The sequence below is a fragment of the Microbispora sp. NPDC049633 genome (assembly GCF_040675265.1).
GTDB lineage: Bacteria > Actinomycetota > Actinomycetes > Streptosporangiales > Streptosporangiaceae > Microbispora > Microbispora maris.
On record NZ_JBFAOO010000184.1, the window covers coordinates 1 to 14,569 of the forward strand.

A 14,569-nucleotide genomic window follows, 5' to 3' on the forward strand; every position below is an offset into this window, starting at 1 on the left:
GTGGGCCGCCGAACTCCCCCTGACCACCAACCCCTTCATGGACGACCACATCATCTACGCCATCGTCCTGATCGGACTGACCCTCGCCCGCGCCGACACCACCCTCGGACTCGGCACGACCTGGACCAACACCACCCTCGTCCGCCGCCTCCCGATCCTCAAGTAACCCCCGCGAACTCCGGCGCCCACCCCCAGCCCCCTGGGGGCGGGCACCGGCACATCCGCGTTGATGTCCGCCCGCGTGCTGCCTACGGTGCTCGCCGGTCAGTCCTGGCGACCGGCCTTGAGCCGGGCGGCGAGCGCGGCGGCCTGGGTGCGGCGCTGCATGTCGAGCTTGCTCAGCAGGTTGGACACGTAGTTCTTGACCGTCTTCTCCGCCAGGAACATCCGCTCACCGATCTGGCGGTTGGTCAGGCCCTCCCCGATCAGCTCCAGGATCTGCCGCTCCTGGTCCGACAGCGCGGCCAGCGGGTCCTTCTTCGTGGCCTGGTCGCGCAGCCGGTGCAGCATGGCGGCGGTGGTCTGCGGGTCCAGCAGCGACTGCCCTCCGGCCACCGTGCGCACCGCCCCGACCAGGTCCGAGCCGTGGATCTGCTTGAGCACGTATCCGGCCGCACCGGCCATGACCGCGTTGAACAACGCCTCGTCGTCGGCGTAGGAGGTCAGCATCAGGCAGGCCAGGCCGGGCACCTTGGAGCGGACCTCACGGCAGACGTCCACCCCGTCGCCGTCGGGCAGGCGCACGTCGAGCACCGCAACATCCGGCTTCAGCGCGGGAATGCGGGCCACCGCCGACTCGGCCGTCCCCGCCTCGCCCACCACCTCGATGTCGTCCTCGGCGTCCAGCAACGCCGCCACGCCACGCCGTACGACCTCATGGTCGTCCACCAGGAACACCCGAATCATGCCCCCTACGCTAAGCCCTCCGATCGGCGGGCGCATCGGGCCGGGACACTGTGCGGGACGGCGCCCCACATGAACGTGGAGCCCTTGAGCAGCTGCTCCGTCAGCCTGATCCCGGTCAGGTGCTCCACCAGCAGGAAAGCCGGCCCTTCGTAGAGCCGGGGCGCCGACGGGTAGAGCCTGTCGATCTCCGCCATCACGTCCACGAGTTCGTCGGGGGTCTCCATCAGCCATCCGTCATCGCCGCCGTAGCGGAATCTGATCTCGCCGTCCTCGCACCAGTGGAAGTAGTCCGTGTCCTCGATGCCGAGTGCGGCTTGGGAGACGAGGCGCGTGCCCTTGGAGAGTCCAGTGATCACGTCTTCACGGGTGCCGAGCCAGTCGGGGTCGAAGACGAACGTCCAATCGCCAAGGGCGGTGACGCCCAGAGGCTCCCCAGGGCCCGGGTAGCGATCCGGGTCGTCGGGGAGGGGGCCCGGTGTGAAGTCCTCCCATCGACCACCGAGACGGGCGACCACCTGTTGGGGTGTGGCGCGGACGTAGATGAAGCCGTAGCACTCCTCGCTGTATTCGCCGCGAAGCCAGGAGATGTCGGGGGGCAGCGTGATCATGTCGTCATACTGCCCGCCGCCACCGACAGAAGGGCTCACCCCGGCACTTGTCGAGCGGGCAGCCCCCGCGTGCGCGAAGGTGCACGGTATCGTCCGGGCGTGGTCGAGCAGGTCTGGCAGCTGCGTCGTGGCGGGGAGATCCTCGGCGAGATCCGGGTGGACGGAGGGGATTTCCCCTGGTTGTCGGGGCGCTTTGTCGCACGTTCCGGGTACGCGGCTGTGGAGCCGCTGTTCGTGGAAGAACTCGCCCTCAGCTAGGCGGAGGACGAGCGTGACTAGGAAGCCTGGGAAGCGGTGTATGCGTGGATCAACGACCAGATGGAGTTGATCGCCCCAGACGGCCGGCCGGTGGCGGAATTCCTCCTTCACATCAGCGGACAGGACGCATGGTTCCGCTGGAGCGACGTCCCGTTCGAGGAGCAGTAGGCAGCGGCGAAGCGATCACCGTCAGCCCTCTCTGTCAGTAGGGCGGGGGGCCATAGGCATCGCCTATGGCGTCTGCTGCCATTTCGTCTTTGCTTCCCGCTCTTTCCCGGACGTACCGTGAAACAGCTCGGCGAGGCGCTCACCGCGATTCATTGGATAATTCGCGCTCCGCGCATGTGAATTTTTTTCTGCCGAGCGTACCGACACGCGATCGAGAGGACCGGTGGCATGACCACAATTGAGAACGGATCGGAAACGCGAGAACTCGCGGGAAAGCGGGCCTTGGTCACGGGTGGTTCTCGCGGAATCGGAGCGGCCGTCGTGCGCCAACTCCTGGACGCGGGCGCCGAGGTGCTCACGACCGCCAGGGCGGCGACGAGTACGGTGCCGGAGGGCGCCGTTTTCGTGCAGGCCGACGTACGGACACGGGCCGGAGCGGAGGCGCTCGCCGCGGCTGCCCACGAGGCGCTCGGCGGGGTGGACATCCTGGTCCACAACGCGGGCGGGGCGCGACCGCACAAGGGAAGCTCCGCCATCCCCGACGAGGAGTGGCAGGACGCCCTGGACCTGAACTTCCTGGCGTCGGTGCGGCTGGACTCGCTGCTGACACCGGGGATGCGGGAACAGCGGTCCGGGGTGATCGTGCACGTCTCCTCGGCCGCGGTTCCCCGCCCGATAGGGCCGTTCCTGCACTACACGGCGGCGAAGGCGGCGCTGGAGAACTACAGCCGGGGATTGGCCGCGGAGCTGGCCCCGTTCGGCATCCGCGTCAACACCGTGACTCCCGGCAGAGTCGCCACCCCCGGCGGCGAGGCGACGCGGGAGCAGTGGGCGCGCCTGGGGGTGGCGCCGGACGGCGGCTCCGCCGCCGTGCCGCTGGGCCGCGACGGTCAGCCCGACGACATCGCCAACGCGGTGCTGTTCCTCGTGTCCGACCGGGCGAGTTACCTGACCGGGAGCAGTCTCGTCGTGGACGGCGGCGAGTTTCCCCGGGGTTGACGCGGACGGCATTTCGAAAACACCGGCTCCACCCCTGAATTAGAAAAACAAAAAGAGTCCTGGCATGGATGAGCACGGCGCGCCGGTTCCGGGACAGTCTCAGCGGCGCCCGCTTCCTGCCCGGCCGTCAGGCCACGGCTGAGAAGAGCGCGGAATCGTGCCATGTCTCCTTACGCAGGAGTTCGAGCAGGGCCGTCTCCGCCGGGCCCGCGCTCGGCCGGACCACGGCGATGACGGGCTGGGGCACGGCAGGAAGCACCGGGCGGACAAGGTGCTCGTACCCCTGGGGCACCGCGGAGGCCGGGACGAGCGTCACCCCCAGCCCGTGGGCGGCCCAGCGCACGGCCGTCGCCGTCTGGGAGACGCGGGCGACCGTGGTCGGGGCCAGTCCGCTGTCCCGGAGCACGTGCAGCAGCACAGCGTCGAGCGCGCTGTCGCGGTCGAACCTCACCCACGGCTCCCCCTCCAGCTCGCGCAGATCGACCCGGCCTGCGGCGAGCTGCCGGTGCCCGGCGCCCAGCACCACGACGAACTCCTCGTCCCCGAGGTGGTGGGCGTCCTCGGGAGACTGCTCGCACGCCGCCATCAGGGCGAGGTCCAGCATGCCCCGGCGGCACAGCCGGTCCAGCTCGGCCGAGCTCGGCTCCTCGAAGACCGTCACCTCCAGCCGTGGGAAGCGGCGGCGCAGCGCGCCCAGCGCGCCCGGGAGCTGCCGTGTGCCGAAGCCCATCTGCACCGCGACCACGAGCTCCCCCGTCAGCTCGTCGGTGTGAGCCCGCGCCATCGCCTTCGCCCGCCGCGACGCGCGCACCGCGACCTCCGCCTCACGCAGGAACGCCCGGCCGGCCACGGTGGGCACCAGACCGGTCGGCGTGCGGGCGAACAGCTGCACGCCGAGTTCCCGCTCCAGGCTGCGGATCTGCTGGGACACCGACGGCTGCGCGACGTGCAGCAGCTCCGCCGCCGCCGTCACCGAGCCCTGCTCGGCGACGGCCAGGGCGTACTCGAACTGACGAAGGCTCATCGGCTCAATCCCTTCTGCGGGGCTCCTGGTCTCCTTGTTGTAATTCTTGTTACAGCGTAGGGAGGAACCCCGGCTCCTGGCCGGCCTGCGCGTGTCGCCGTCCGGGCCGGCGCCCTGGCGGACCCGCGAGCTCTACGAATGCACCGGCGCAGCGACCCTCACCACCGGCGCGGGCACGTCCAGATGATTTGCGGCTGGGATACGGCCCCGCGGTCCCCCGCGCACCCCGCCGCCCCACTGTGGAGCCGAAGGAGACCGCCGCCTGACATCCATGGGAGCACCGGGCCCGTCCCGCTGTCACTCCCGTTCGGAAGCCTCATCGCTACGCCGCAGCAGGCCCAGATGACGGCGGCGGTCCTGCGTGGACGGGTGCTCCTCGCCCAGCACGCGCCGCTCGGCCTCCAGCACCGCCCGGTGCTCCGCCTCGGCCTCGTCCCACCGCCCCATGTCCTCCAGGAGGTTCGCCAGGTCCCGGTGCGCCGAGATCGTGTCCGCGTGGTCCTCGCCCACCGTCTCGCGGCGGAGCCGGAGCACCTCCCGCGTCTCGGACTCGGCCTCGTCCCACCGCTGTAGATCGCGCAGGACGAGTGCCCGATTGCGCCGGTTCAGCAGCGTGAGCCAGTGCCCCTCACCGAGAACCCGGCGCCGCCCCTCCAACGCGGCCCGGTGCTCGGCCTCGGCCTGCTCCCACCACCCGAGGTCGCGCAGGACGAGAGCGAGGGTGTGCCGGCTGGTCAACGTCGCAGGATGCTCCTCGCCGAGCAGGCGGTGCTTGGCGTCCACGACCGCGTAGTACTCGGCCGCCGCGTCCCGCAACCGCCCGAGGCTCCGCAGGGCGAGTGCCAGGTTGTGCCGGCTGGTGAGCGTGTCCGGATGCTCCTCTCCGAGCACCCGGCACCGCGCCTCCACCACCGCCCGCTGCTCGGCCTCGGCCTCCTCGAACCTGTCGAGCCCCCACCAGGCGAGCGCCAGGTTGCCCCTGACGTTCAGCGTGTCCGGATGCTCGTCACCCAGCGTCCTGCGCCGCACCTCGACCACCGCCCGGAACCCCGCCTCGGCCTCCTCCCACCGGCCAAGGTCCCACAGCACGCCGCTCAGGTTGTTCCGGCTGGTCAGCGTGTCGGGATGCTCCTCGCCCAGCGTCCTGCGCCGCACCTCGAGCACGGCCCGGCTCTCCGCCTCCGCCTCGTCCAGCCGCCCAAGGTCGCACAGCGCGCCGGCCAGGTTGCCGCGAACCGTCAGCGTATCCGGGTGCTCCTCCCCCAGCGTCCTGCGCAGGATGCCGAGCACCGCGCGATGCTCGGCCACGGCCTCCGCGAACCGCCCCAGCCCCTCCAACGCCAGCGCCACCCCGCTGCGGCTGCTCAACGTGTCCGGATGTTCCTCGCCCAGCACCCGGCCGCGGGCTTCCGCCACGGCCCGGTGCTCGACCTCGGCCTCGGCGAACCGTCCCGCCTCCCGCAACATGTCCGCCAGGCCGTCCCGGCTGCTGAGCGTGTCCTCGTGCTCCTCACCCAGCACCCGGCGGCGGATCTCCAGCACGGCGCGGTGCTCGGCCTCCGCCTCCCGGAACCGCCCCATCTTCTCCAGCACGTCCGCCAGGCTGTCCCGGCTGATCAGCGTGTCCTCGTGCTCCTCACCCAGCACCCGGCGGCAGACCGCCAGCTCCGCCCGGTGCTCGGCCTCGGCCTCGGCGAACCGGCCCTGGTCGCTCAGCACCCCGGCCAGCGCGTGCCGGCTCACCAGCGTGTCCTCGTGCTCCTCGCCGAGCACCTCGCGACGCTTCCGCAGCACCTTCCGGTGCTCGGCCTCGGCTTCGGCGTACCGCTTCTGATCGCGGAGCACCTCGGCGAGGTCGTAGCGGGCGGCGAGGGTGTCCTCGTCCTTGCCGCCCCACACCCTGCGGCGGATCTCCACCACCGCCCGCAGCTCGGCCTCGGCCTCCGCGAACCGGCCCTCCTCCTGCAGTTTGACCGCGAAGGCGTGCCAGCACGCCAGCGTGTCCGCGTCCTCCTCGCCGGAGTTGCGGCGGTAGACGTCCAGCACGATCCGGTATTCGGCCTCGGCCTCGTCCCAGCGCCCCAGCCGTTGCAGCACGGTCGCGAGGTTGTCCCGGCTGATCAGCGTGTCCTCGTGCTCCTCACCCAGCACCCGCAGGCAGATCGCCAGCTCGGCCCGGTGCTCGGCCTCGGCCTCGTCGAGCCGTCCCAGATCGCGCAGCGCCAGCGCGAGGTTGTTCCGGCTGATGAGCGTGTCCTCGTGCTCCTCGCCCAGCACGCGGCGGCGAATCCCCAGCACCGCCCGATGCTCCGCCTCGGCCTCCGCCGGCCGGTCCATCTCCCACCACAGCAGCCCGAGGGCGTTACGGCTCTCCAGCGTGTCCTCGTGCTCCTCGCCCAGCACCCGCCGCCGCTCGTCGAGCACCGCCAGAAACTCGGCCTCGGCCTCCTCCAGCCGCCCCTCCTCCTGCAGCTCGGCCGCCCTGCGGTGCCGCTCGGCCAGTTCCTCCGACGCCTCCTTCTTCGAGCGCCGCCGCAACCCCCGGCCCCATCCCATGCCAGCGCCTTCCCCAGCCCCGTGACGTCCGAATTCGTCCGATCATGTTAGGGGCCGGATGCCGAGTTTCGCCGGGGTTCGATGAGCTTTGGGCGGCGCTGTCTCGCTATCCCAGCAGCATCACGAGGTGAGGGGACGGGCGCGTGCCGCCGGGGGCTCGCGGAGCGGCGCCGGCTGCGGCATCCTGTACGGCGAGAGCGACGAAAGGGACCGGTCCATGCGGCGACCACGTGATGCCACCGTCCAACGGCGTCAGCCGTACCCGTTCCCGGGTATGGCGCGCCGACCGGCACACGGAGGCGTTGCACCGCATGTCCCGCACCGACAAGACCAAGCCGTACACCGTCCGGCTCTGGCACGGCGTCCTTGACCGTCAGGCCTGCCACGACCACGGGGCCGAGCCCGGCTGTGACCTGCCCGCCACCCTCGCGGAGGATCTCGCCACTTCTCGTACGCGCTGTTTCTGGGAGTTCCGCTGGACCGGCGTCCGGTGCTGCTGCTGCGGCCTCTGCCGGGACCGGAGGGGGTATCGCAGGCTCCTGCGCGGCATCCGCGCCGCCGACAGGGCTCGCCTGGCGGCGGCGACCAAGGCCCGGCGCTCGGGTGACGACACGGCGTACGACGACGTCGTTCCCGTCCTCCGCCACCGCGGCTGAGTCCCGGCGGCCCAGGTAGCCCCGGGCCTGTCGCCCACCGCACGCCCGCCGGGTGTGACACCCGGCGTGCGTGCACGGACATGCCGGGAGTCGGCGACGCGGCCCGGCGCCCGGGCGGCGTCAGCGGACGAGGGCCACGCCGCCGAGCGCGCCGGCCTTGCCCTCCCGTACGTAGGGGTGGTCGGTGTCGGGCCGCCACTCGTGCAGCGGCACCACGCCGGGCTCGACCAGGTCGAGGCCGTCGAAGAACGCGAGGACCTGGTCGTACGACCGGGAGGTGGTGCCGGGGACGGAGGTCCGGCTGAAGACCTTGCGGCCCTCCTCCTCCTGGTCCTCGCTCAGCTCGCCGAGTGAGCCGTGCGACACGACCAGGTAGCCGCCCGGCACGAGCGGGTCCCGGAGCGCTGTGACGATCTTCATGGCCTCGTCGTCGTCCGGCACGAAGTGCAGGACGCCGAGCAGGAGGACGGCGAGCGGCTGGGAGAAGTCGATGTGCTCGCGGATCTCCGGATGCCGCAGCAGCGCGTCGGGATCGCGCATGTCCGCCTCGACGGCGAGCACGCGCTCGTTCTCGGCGAGGATGGCGCGTGCGTGAACGAGGACGATGGGGTCGTTGTCGACATAGACGACCTTGGAATCCGGGGCCAGTTCCTGGGCGACCTGGTGGACGTTGCGCTGCGTCGGCAGCCCCGCGCCGACGTCGAGGAACTGCCGGATGCCCTGCCGCGACAGATAGGTGACGGACCGGATCAGGAACTCGCGGTTCTCCCGGGCGATGTCGGGAAGGTTGGGCAGGATCTCGATGATCTTCTCGGCGGCCTCGCGATCCGCCGCGAAGTTGTCCTTGCCGCCCAGGTAGTAGTCGTACATCCGGGCGACGCTGGGCGTGAAGGGGTCGACCCCTGCCGGCGCCTTACGCTCGTCCACAACGCTCCCCTCGTCGTACATCAAGGATGGTACGGCCTTGATCACGATCGGGAGGGCATGTCGCCAGATTGTCATCGAACACCACAAACCGGCATGAACGGGCTCTCGCCCCGCCGACGTGCCACACAGCACTTTTCGGATTTACGGACAGAACATTACCGATCTCGGCGCACATCTCACAGTCTTGACAGTGCGGATCGTCCCGCCTACGGTCACGACACAACACCGATGCAGTCCCACAAAAAATGTTAGCGCTAACACCATGAGGAGCCCCCCACTCATGACAGCGGCCCCCCTGTGCGCAGCTCACCCTCCGCCCCTCGACGGGAACGTTCCGCGCCGACCCATTCGCACGAACCGCGCCTCCCTCATGAACACCCGCCTCAAGGCCGCGTTGTCCGCGCCGCGGAGATGAGCGTCACGCAGCGCCACCGGTAGGAATCGGCTTCCCGCGCCCACGCGCTCCGGCTTCTCCTCCGCCAGGACCATCACGCCGGCCACTTGCGGGACAGTCCTCCTCCGCGGACCGGCAGTCCGCCCACTCGCCTTCGCCGACCGTTCCCTCGTAATCCACGCCCGCATCCGTCAGGCATTGCCTGACAAGGCCCATCAGAGGAGTCTTCGTGCCCAGAAAGCGCCGATATGCGGCGATCCCCCGGCGGTCGAGGACAGTCCCGCTCGCGACCGTCGGCGTGCTGCTCAGCGCCGCCCTCGTTCCCGCCGGCGGTGTGGCGAGCGCCGCCACGGCGTGGTCGCCGAAGCCGTCGTACACCTCGACGGACAAGGGTGACGGCACCTACACCGTGCCGATCACCAACGCCGACGTGCCCGACATCAGCGTGGAGCGCGTCCCGGCCGCCGAGAACAAGGAGCACCGGGACGTCTACTACATGATCAGCACGACGATGCACCTGAGCCCGGGCGCGCCGATCATGAAGTCGTACGATCTCGTCAACTGGCAGATCGTCAACTACGTGTTCGACCGCGCGGACATCGGAGACGCGTTCTCGCTGCGCAACGGGCAGAACTCCTACGGCCAGGGCCAGTGGGCGTCGTCCCTCCGCTACCACGACGGCAAGTTCTACGCCGTCTTCAACACCAACAACCTCGGCGGCGCCTACCTCTACAGCACCGACGACGTCGAGAACGGGAAGTGGAAGCGGACGCCGCTCGGCCGCGGCCTGCACGACCCCTCGCTGTTCTTCGACGACGACGGCACGGCGTACATCTTCTACGGCTCGGGCAACACGAGCGCCGTACGCCTCAAGTCCGATATGTCGGGCATCGACAGGGACTTTCCGAACATCTTCACCGCGGGCGACTACGCCGGCAAGCCGTTCATCGGCGGCCTGTTCGAGGGCGCCCAGGTCTTCCACATCAACGGCTACTACTACGTGGTCATCATCACCTGGCCGTCCGGGCAGGGACGCCAGGTCGTCATGTTCCGGTCCAAGGACCTGCTCGGGCGCTACACCTCGGCGGACGGCACGAACACCTACGAGGCGCGCGGGGTGCTCAACTCCAACGGGTTCGCCCAGGGCAGCCTCGTGCCGATCTCGCGCGAGAACGGCGGCACCGACTGGTACGGCATGTTCTTCCGCGACAACTTCCCGATCGGGCGCACTCCGGCGCTCATCCCCGCCACATGGCAGGACGGCTGGCCGACCTTCGGCACCAACGGGGTCGTACCCGTGGGCGGCGCGTTCCCCAAGCCGATCACGCTGAGCCCGGCGGAGGAGACGTTCGAACAGCAGAAGAGCATCGTCGCCTCCGACGACTTCGCCAACGACGCCCCGCACAGGCCGTACATGGACGAGCAGTGGACGATCCCGCAGCCGCCCGAGTACGACGACTCGCTCATCGGCGTCGAGCTGCTGCAGAACCCCGGGTTCGAGTCCGCCGATGTCTCGCCGTGGGGCACGCAGTACGGTGCGACGATCAGCCGCGACACGACCGGCCCGGCCGCGGGCTCGGCGGCGCTGAAGGTGAGCAACCGCACGCTCAACGGATCCGGGCCGAACCAGAACCTGAACGGGAAGGTGCAGCGCGGTGTGACCTACACCGTGTCGGCGAAGATCAAGTACACCTCCGGCCCGAGCAGCATCCGGTTCAACCTGGTGGCCGACTGGGGTGCGGGCGTCCAGACGATGGCGTCGGGGAACGTCCCCGCCGGGCAGTGGACGACGGTCACGGGCCAGTACACGATCCCGGCGACGGCGAACGTCGACAACTTCAAGTTCGCGGTGGAGACGCCGTGGGCCAACCCGCAGCCGGCGTCGTCGAGCGTGGAGTACCTGATCGACGACGTCTCGGTCGTCGGGCAGCCGGTGACGACCGAGAGCCCGGCCGAGGAGGAGATCGCCCCCAACGGGTCTCGCCTCGACCCGGTGTGGGAGTGGAACCACGCCCCCGACAACCGCTACTGGTCGCTCACGGACCGGGAGGGATGGCTGCGGCTGACGACCGGCAAGGTGGTCACCGGCAAGTACGTCTACGGCAAGCTCTCCGGCCGGGACGAGCTGACCTGGTTCGAGGAGGCGCGGAACACGCTGTCGCAGCGTACGTTCGGGCCGCGGCAGTCCGTCGAGACCAGGATGGACATCTCCGGCATGAAGAACGGCGACGTCGCCGGCCTGGCCGCCTACAACCGCGGGTTCTCCTACGTCGCGGTCAAGCGCGTCGACGGCCGGAACACGCTCGGCGTCGTCAACCGGGGACAGCCGTTCGCGGTCGACATCGACCAGGCGGCGGTCGAGAACTTCGTGCCGGGCACGACGGTGTCACTGGGAGACGCGACCCAGGTGTACGTGAAGGCGGACCTCGACTTCAGCTCGCCTGTCGGTCAGCTGTGGACCACGTTCTACTACAGCCTGGACGGGCTGCAGTGGACCAAGCTGGGCGACCGCGTCGGCCCGCAGACGCTGGACGGCAGCCTCTCGCACTTCATGGGGCACCGCGTCGGCCTGTTCGACTACGCGACGAAGGAGAAGGGCGGGCACGTCGACTTCGACTACTACTCGCTCAGCGACACGCTGACCGCGCAGAACAAGCCGCTCGACACGAGCGCGCTCGACGCGGCCATCGCGTACGCGGAAGCGCTCGACGAGCGCGACTACCCGGCCGGGGCCTGGACGGCGATGCGGGACGCGCTCGCCGGCGCCAAGGCGGCGCGGGCCGGGCAGTTCGGCAGCCAGAACCAGATCGACGCGCCGGAGCGCGCGCTCAGCTACCAGCTGGCCAGGCTCGGCACGCTCAAGTCCGCCGCGCCGCAGGTCCAGCTGACCGTCACCGCCACCACCCGCTGCATCGGCGCCTCGGCCTACCTGGCGGTCACCGCCGTCAACGACGGTGACGTGCCGGCCACGATCGAGCTGAACACCCCGTTCGGCAAGAAGACCGTGACCGACGTGGCTCCGGGCAAGCAGGCCTACCAGTCCTTCAACACCCGGACCGCCCAGATCGACGCCGGCAAGGTCACCGTGACCGGCACCGCGACGATCGACGGCAAGCAGGCCACCTCGACCTACGACGCCGCCTACCCCGCGGCCGGCTGCCGCTGAGCGGCCTACACCGCGGTCGCTGACCACGCCGGCGGTGACCACGGTCCCCACCACGAGGACACCGCCACAGCACAACCGGGGCCGGCCTGCCAGCCGGCCCCCCGACACGTCGCGCGGATCGCCAGGCCGGCTGTCCATCCCCACCCGAGGAGAGCCGGCCCCAGGGCCGTCCGCCTGTCCGGAAATCCGGAATCAAGGAGGATATTTCGTGTTCAAGCGCGTTAGAAAGGCGGCCCGGCGACGGGTCGCCGCCGCGGCCGTGGCCGGCGCCCTGCTGGCCGCGGCGGTCGCCGCGACGGCGGGACCGGTCCAGGCCGCCGGCCCGAACATCATCGTGAACGGCGGATTCGAGGACGGCCTCACCAGCTGGTTCGTCAACAACGGGAACACGACCGACGGCGCGACGCTGTCGCCCACGACGGACGCGTACGCCGGATCGAGCGCCGTGCTCGTCACGCAGCGCAAGACGACCGGATCCGGTCCGATGCAGGACCTGTCCGGCAAGGTGCAGGCCGGCAAGACGTACGCGATCACGGCGCGGGTCAAGTACGAGAACGCCAACAGCCCGGCGACCAAGCAGTTCTTCGCCACCATGCACTACGGCGGCTCGACGTACACGAACGTCGGCACGGTGACGGTGGCGCGCGGGCAGTGGGGGCTCATCCAGGGCACGTTCACGATCCCCGCGAGCCAGAGCGTCGCGACCGCCAGGCTCTTCATCGAGACGCCCTGGACGTCGAACCCGGCGAGCGACCCGAACACCCACCTGATGGACTTCAAGGTCGACGACGTGTCCGTCTCCGAGTTCGTGCCGTCGACGACCATCGAAGCGCTCGGCAAGAACCCCGGCGAGGGCAACCCGCTCATCTCGCACAAATTCGGCGCGGACGGCAACGCCTTCGTCCACGACGGCCGCGTGTACATCTACATGACCAACGACACCCAGGAGTACAAGCCTGGTCCCACCGGTGTCTCCTCCACCAACACCTATGCCAGCATCAACACGATCACGGTCATCTCGTCCGACGACCTCGTGAACTGGGTCGACCACGGCGAGATCCCCGTCGCGGGCCCGAACGGGATCGCCCGCTACGCGAACAACTCGTGGGCCCCCGCCATGGAGAGCAAGGTCGTCGACGGCAAGGAGAAGTTCTTCCTCTACTTCGCCAACAACGGCGGCGGCTCGGGCGTCATCGTCGGCGACTCGCCGATCGGCCCCTGGCGCGACGAGCGCGGCAACCTGCTCATCACGAGCGCGACGCCGGGCGCGTCCAACGGCATCAACTGGCTGTTCGACCCGGGCGTGTTCATCGACGACGACGGCCAGGCCTACCTGTACTTCGGTGGCGGCGGCGACGACGGGTCGCGCAGCGCCGAGAACACCAACCACCCGAAGTCCACGCGTGTGATAAGGCTCGGCGACGACATGATCAGCACGAAGGGCTCGGCGGAGGTCATCGACGCGCCGCTCGTCTTCGAGGCCGGCCACGTGTTCAAGCGCGAGGGCAAGTACTACTACTCGTACTCGTCGAACTTCGGGTTCGGCGGCCCGGTCGACCCCAACGGCCCGCCCACCGGGGCGATCGCCTACCTCATGGCCGACAACCCGATGGGCCCCTGGACGCCCGAGACGTACAAGGGGATCATCTTCCGCAACCCGGGCACCTACTTCGGCGCCGGCGGCAACAACCACCAGTCGGTGTTCAAGCTCGGTGACCAGTACTACTTCACCTACCACGCCCAGACGCTCAACAGCCGCATCACGGGCGGCGCCACCCAGGGCTTCCGCAGCCCGCACCTCGCCAAGCTCGACTTCAACCCGGACGGCACGATCAAGGAGGTGAGGGGCGACTACAAGGGCGTCGACCAGATCCGCAACCTCGACCCGTACCGCGTGATCGAGGCCGAGACGATCGCGTGGCAGCAGGGCATCGCGACGAAGAAGGTCGACGGCGCCTCCGAGGAGTTCGGCGCGCAGGCTCCGAACCTCGTGGTGCACGACATCGACAACGGCGACTGGACCTCGCTCGCGAAGGTCGACTTCGGCGAGGGCGGCGCCGTCGGCGTCACCGCGAAGGTGCGCCCGCTCGCCGCCGGCGGCAAGATCGAGATTCGCCTCGACGGCCGTAACTCGCCCGTGGTCGCGACCATTCCCGTCGACGCGCCGCTCGGCGAGTGGACGAAGCTGACCGCCGCCCTCGACGGCGTCAAGGGTGTGCACGACGTGTACTTCACCTACGCCGGGCCCAGCGGCGCGGATCTCTTCGAGGTCGACTCCTGGTCCTTCGCCACCGCGCAGGAGCAGAAGGTCAAGCTGACCGTCACGGCCGCGCCGCGCTGCATCGGCAGCTCGGTGTACCTCGCCGTGACGGCGGTCAACGACGGCGACGCGCCGGCCACGATCGAGCTGAACACCCCGTTCGGCAAGAAGACCGTGACCGACGTGGCTCCGGGCAAGCAGGCCTACCAGTCCTTCAACACCCGGACCGCCCAGATCGACGCCGGCAAGGTCACCGTGACCGGCACCGCGACGATCGGCGGCAAGCAGGTCACCTCGTCCTACGACGCGGCCTACTCCGCGGCCAGCTGCCGCTGAGCCGCTCACACCGCGGTCAGCTGCCGCTGACCGCACACGGACGGTGACCACGGTCCGCACGACGAGGACACCGCCCAGGAGCGTCAGACACGACGCAGCACAACCCGGGGCCGGCCGACCAGCCGGCCGGCCCCGCCCCTCATAGATGGAGCGAATGATCACATGAAAATCACCAGGACCACGCAGCTGCTCGCCGCGTCGGTGCTCGGCCTCTCCCTCGCCGGTGCCGGCCTGGCCGGTCCCGCGCTGGCCGACGACGAGCCCGGCAGCGGCATCGACGTGTCGGTGAACATCCAGCCCACCACCACGCC

Annotated in this window: 10 protein-coding genes; 5 read left to right on the top strand and 5 right to left on the bottom strand. The window is 69.8% G+C overall.

Annotation, left to right across the window (positions count from 1 at the left end; genetic code table 11):
• Positions 1-264: 264 nt before the first annotated feature.
• Both AB0J39_RS31805 and AB0J39_RS31810 read right to left on the bottom strand, forming a co-directional pair.
• The gene (locus tag AB0J39_RS31805) at positions 265-906 is read right to left on the bottom strand and encodes a response regulator transcription factor (protein ID WP_169989169.1); all 642 of its coding nucleotides are present in this window, start codon (positions 904-906) and stop codon (positions 265-267) included.
• A 5-nt stretch (positions 907-911) separates the two neighbouring features.
• Positions 912-1,514, bottom strand: coding sequence for a DUF6461 domain-containing protein (locus AB0J39_RS31810; RefSeq protein ID WP_363471537.1), 603 nt, complete (start codon positions 1,512-1,514; stop codon positions 912-914).
• A 99-nt stretch (positions 1,515-1,613) separates the two neighbouring features.
• Here AB0J39_RS31810 and AB0J39_RS31815 point away from each other — a divergent pair, with 99 nt between their 5' ends.
• Together AB0J39_RS31815 and AB0J39_RS31820 are read left to right on the top strand one after the other, a co-directional pair.
• Positions 1,614-1,772 (top strand): hypothetical protein, encoded by a 159-nt coding sequence (locus AB0J39_RS31815; RefSeq protein WP_363471539.1) that lies wholly within the window; start codon positions 1,614-1,616, stop codon positions 1,770-1,772.
• A gap of 396 nt (positions 1,773-2,168) precedes the next feature.
• A complete protein-coding gene (locus tag AB0J39_RS31820; RefSeq protein ID WP_363471540.1) occupies positions 2,169-2,939 on the top strand; it encodes an oxidoreductase in 771 nt (256 codons plus the stop codon).
• 127 nt (positions 2,940-3,066) lie between these two features.
• On the opposite strand, the gene AB0J39_RS31825 is transcribed toward AB0J39_RS31820, so the two are convergent.
• Positions 3,067-3,963, bottom strand: a complete 897-nt coding sequence (locus tag AB0J39_RS31825) for a LysR family transcriptional regulator (RefSeq protein WP_363471542.1) — start codon at positions 3,961-3,963, stop codon at positions 3,067-3,069.
• Between the two features lie 297 nt (positions 3,964-4,260).
• A complete protein-coding gene (locus AB0J39_RS31830; RefSeq protein ID WP_363471544.1) occupies positions 4,261-6,519 on the bottom strand; it encodes a tetratricopeptide repeat protein in 2,259 nt (752 codons plus the stop codon).
• 311 nt (positions 6,520-6,830) lie between these two features.
• On the opposite strand from AB0J39_RS31830, the gene AB0J39_RS31835 reads away from it, so the two are divergent.
• Positions 6,831-7,175 (top strand): hypothetical protein, encoded by a 345-nt coding sequence (locus AB0J39_RS31835; RefSeq protein ID WP_363471546.1) that lies wholly within the window; start codon positions 6,831-6,833, stop codon positions 7,173-7,175.
• 120 nt (positions 7,176-7,295) lie between these two features.
• Here the strand turns inward: AB0J39_RS31835 and AB0J39_RS31840 are convergent, their stop codons facing one another.
• On the bottom strand, positions 7,296-8,102 hold the full coding sequence (locus AB0J39_RS31840) for an SAM-dependent methyltransferase (RefSeq protein WP_363471548.1): 807 nt from the start codon (positions 8,100-8,102) through the stop codon (positions 7,296-7,298).
• Between the two features lie 623 nt (positions 8,103-8,725).
• Here AB0J39_RS31840 and AB0J39_RS31845 point away from each other — a divergent pair.
• Both AB0J39_RS31845 and AB0J39_RS31850 read left to right on the top strand, forming a co-directional pair.
• The gene (locus tag AB0J39_RS31845) at positions 8,726-11,662 is read left to right on the top strand and encodes a family 43 glycosylhydrolase (RefSeq protein ID WP_363471550.1); all 2,937 of its coding nucleotides are present in this window, start codon (positions 8,726-8,728) and stop codon (positions 11,660-11,662) included.
• A gap of 208 nt (positions 11,663-11,870) precedes the next feature.
• Entirely contained in the window at positions 11,871-14,258 is a 2,388-nt protein-coding gene (locus AB0J39_RS31850) for a family 43 glycosylhydrolase (protein WP_363471552.1), read from the top strand.
• Positions 14,259-14,569: the final 311 nt, after the last annotated feature.

Coding starts and splice junctions, on each gene's coding strand:
- AB0J39_RS31835 (WP_363471546.1), top strand. CDS start 6,831: ATGTCCCGCACCGACAAGACCAAGCCGTACACCGTCCGGCTCTGGCAC.
- AB0J39_RS31805 (WP_169989169.1), bottom strand. CDS start 906: ATGATTCGGGTGTTCCTGGTGGACGACCATGAGGTCGTACGGCGTGGC.
- AB0J39_RS31820 (WP_363471540.1), top strand. CDS start 2,169: ATGACCACAATTGAGAACGGATCGGAAACGCGAGAACTCGCGGGAAAG.
- AB0J39_RS31830 (WP_363471544.1), bottom strand. CDS start 6,519: ATGGGATGGGGCCGGGGGTTGCGGCGGCGCTCGAAGAAGGAGGCGTCG.
- AB0J39_RS31810 (WP_363471537.1), bottom strand. CDS start 1,514: ATGATCACGCTGCCCCCCGACATCTCCTGGCTTCGCGGCGAATACAGC.
- AB0J39_RS31825 (WP_363471542.1), bottom strand. CDS start 3,963: ATGAGCCTTCGTCAGTTCGAGTACGCCCTGGCCGTCGCCGAGCAGGGC.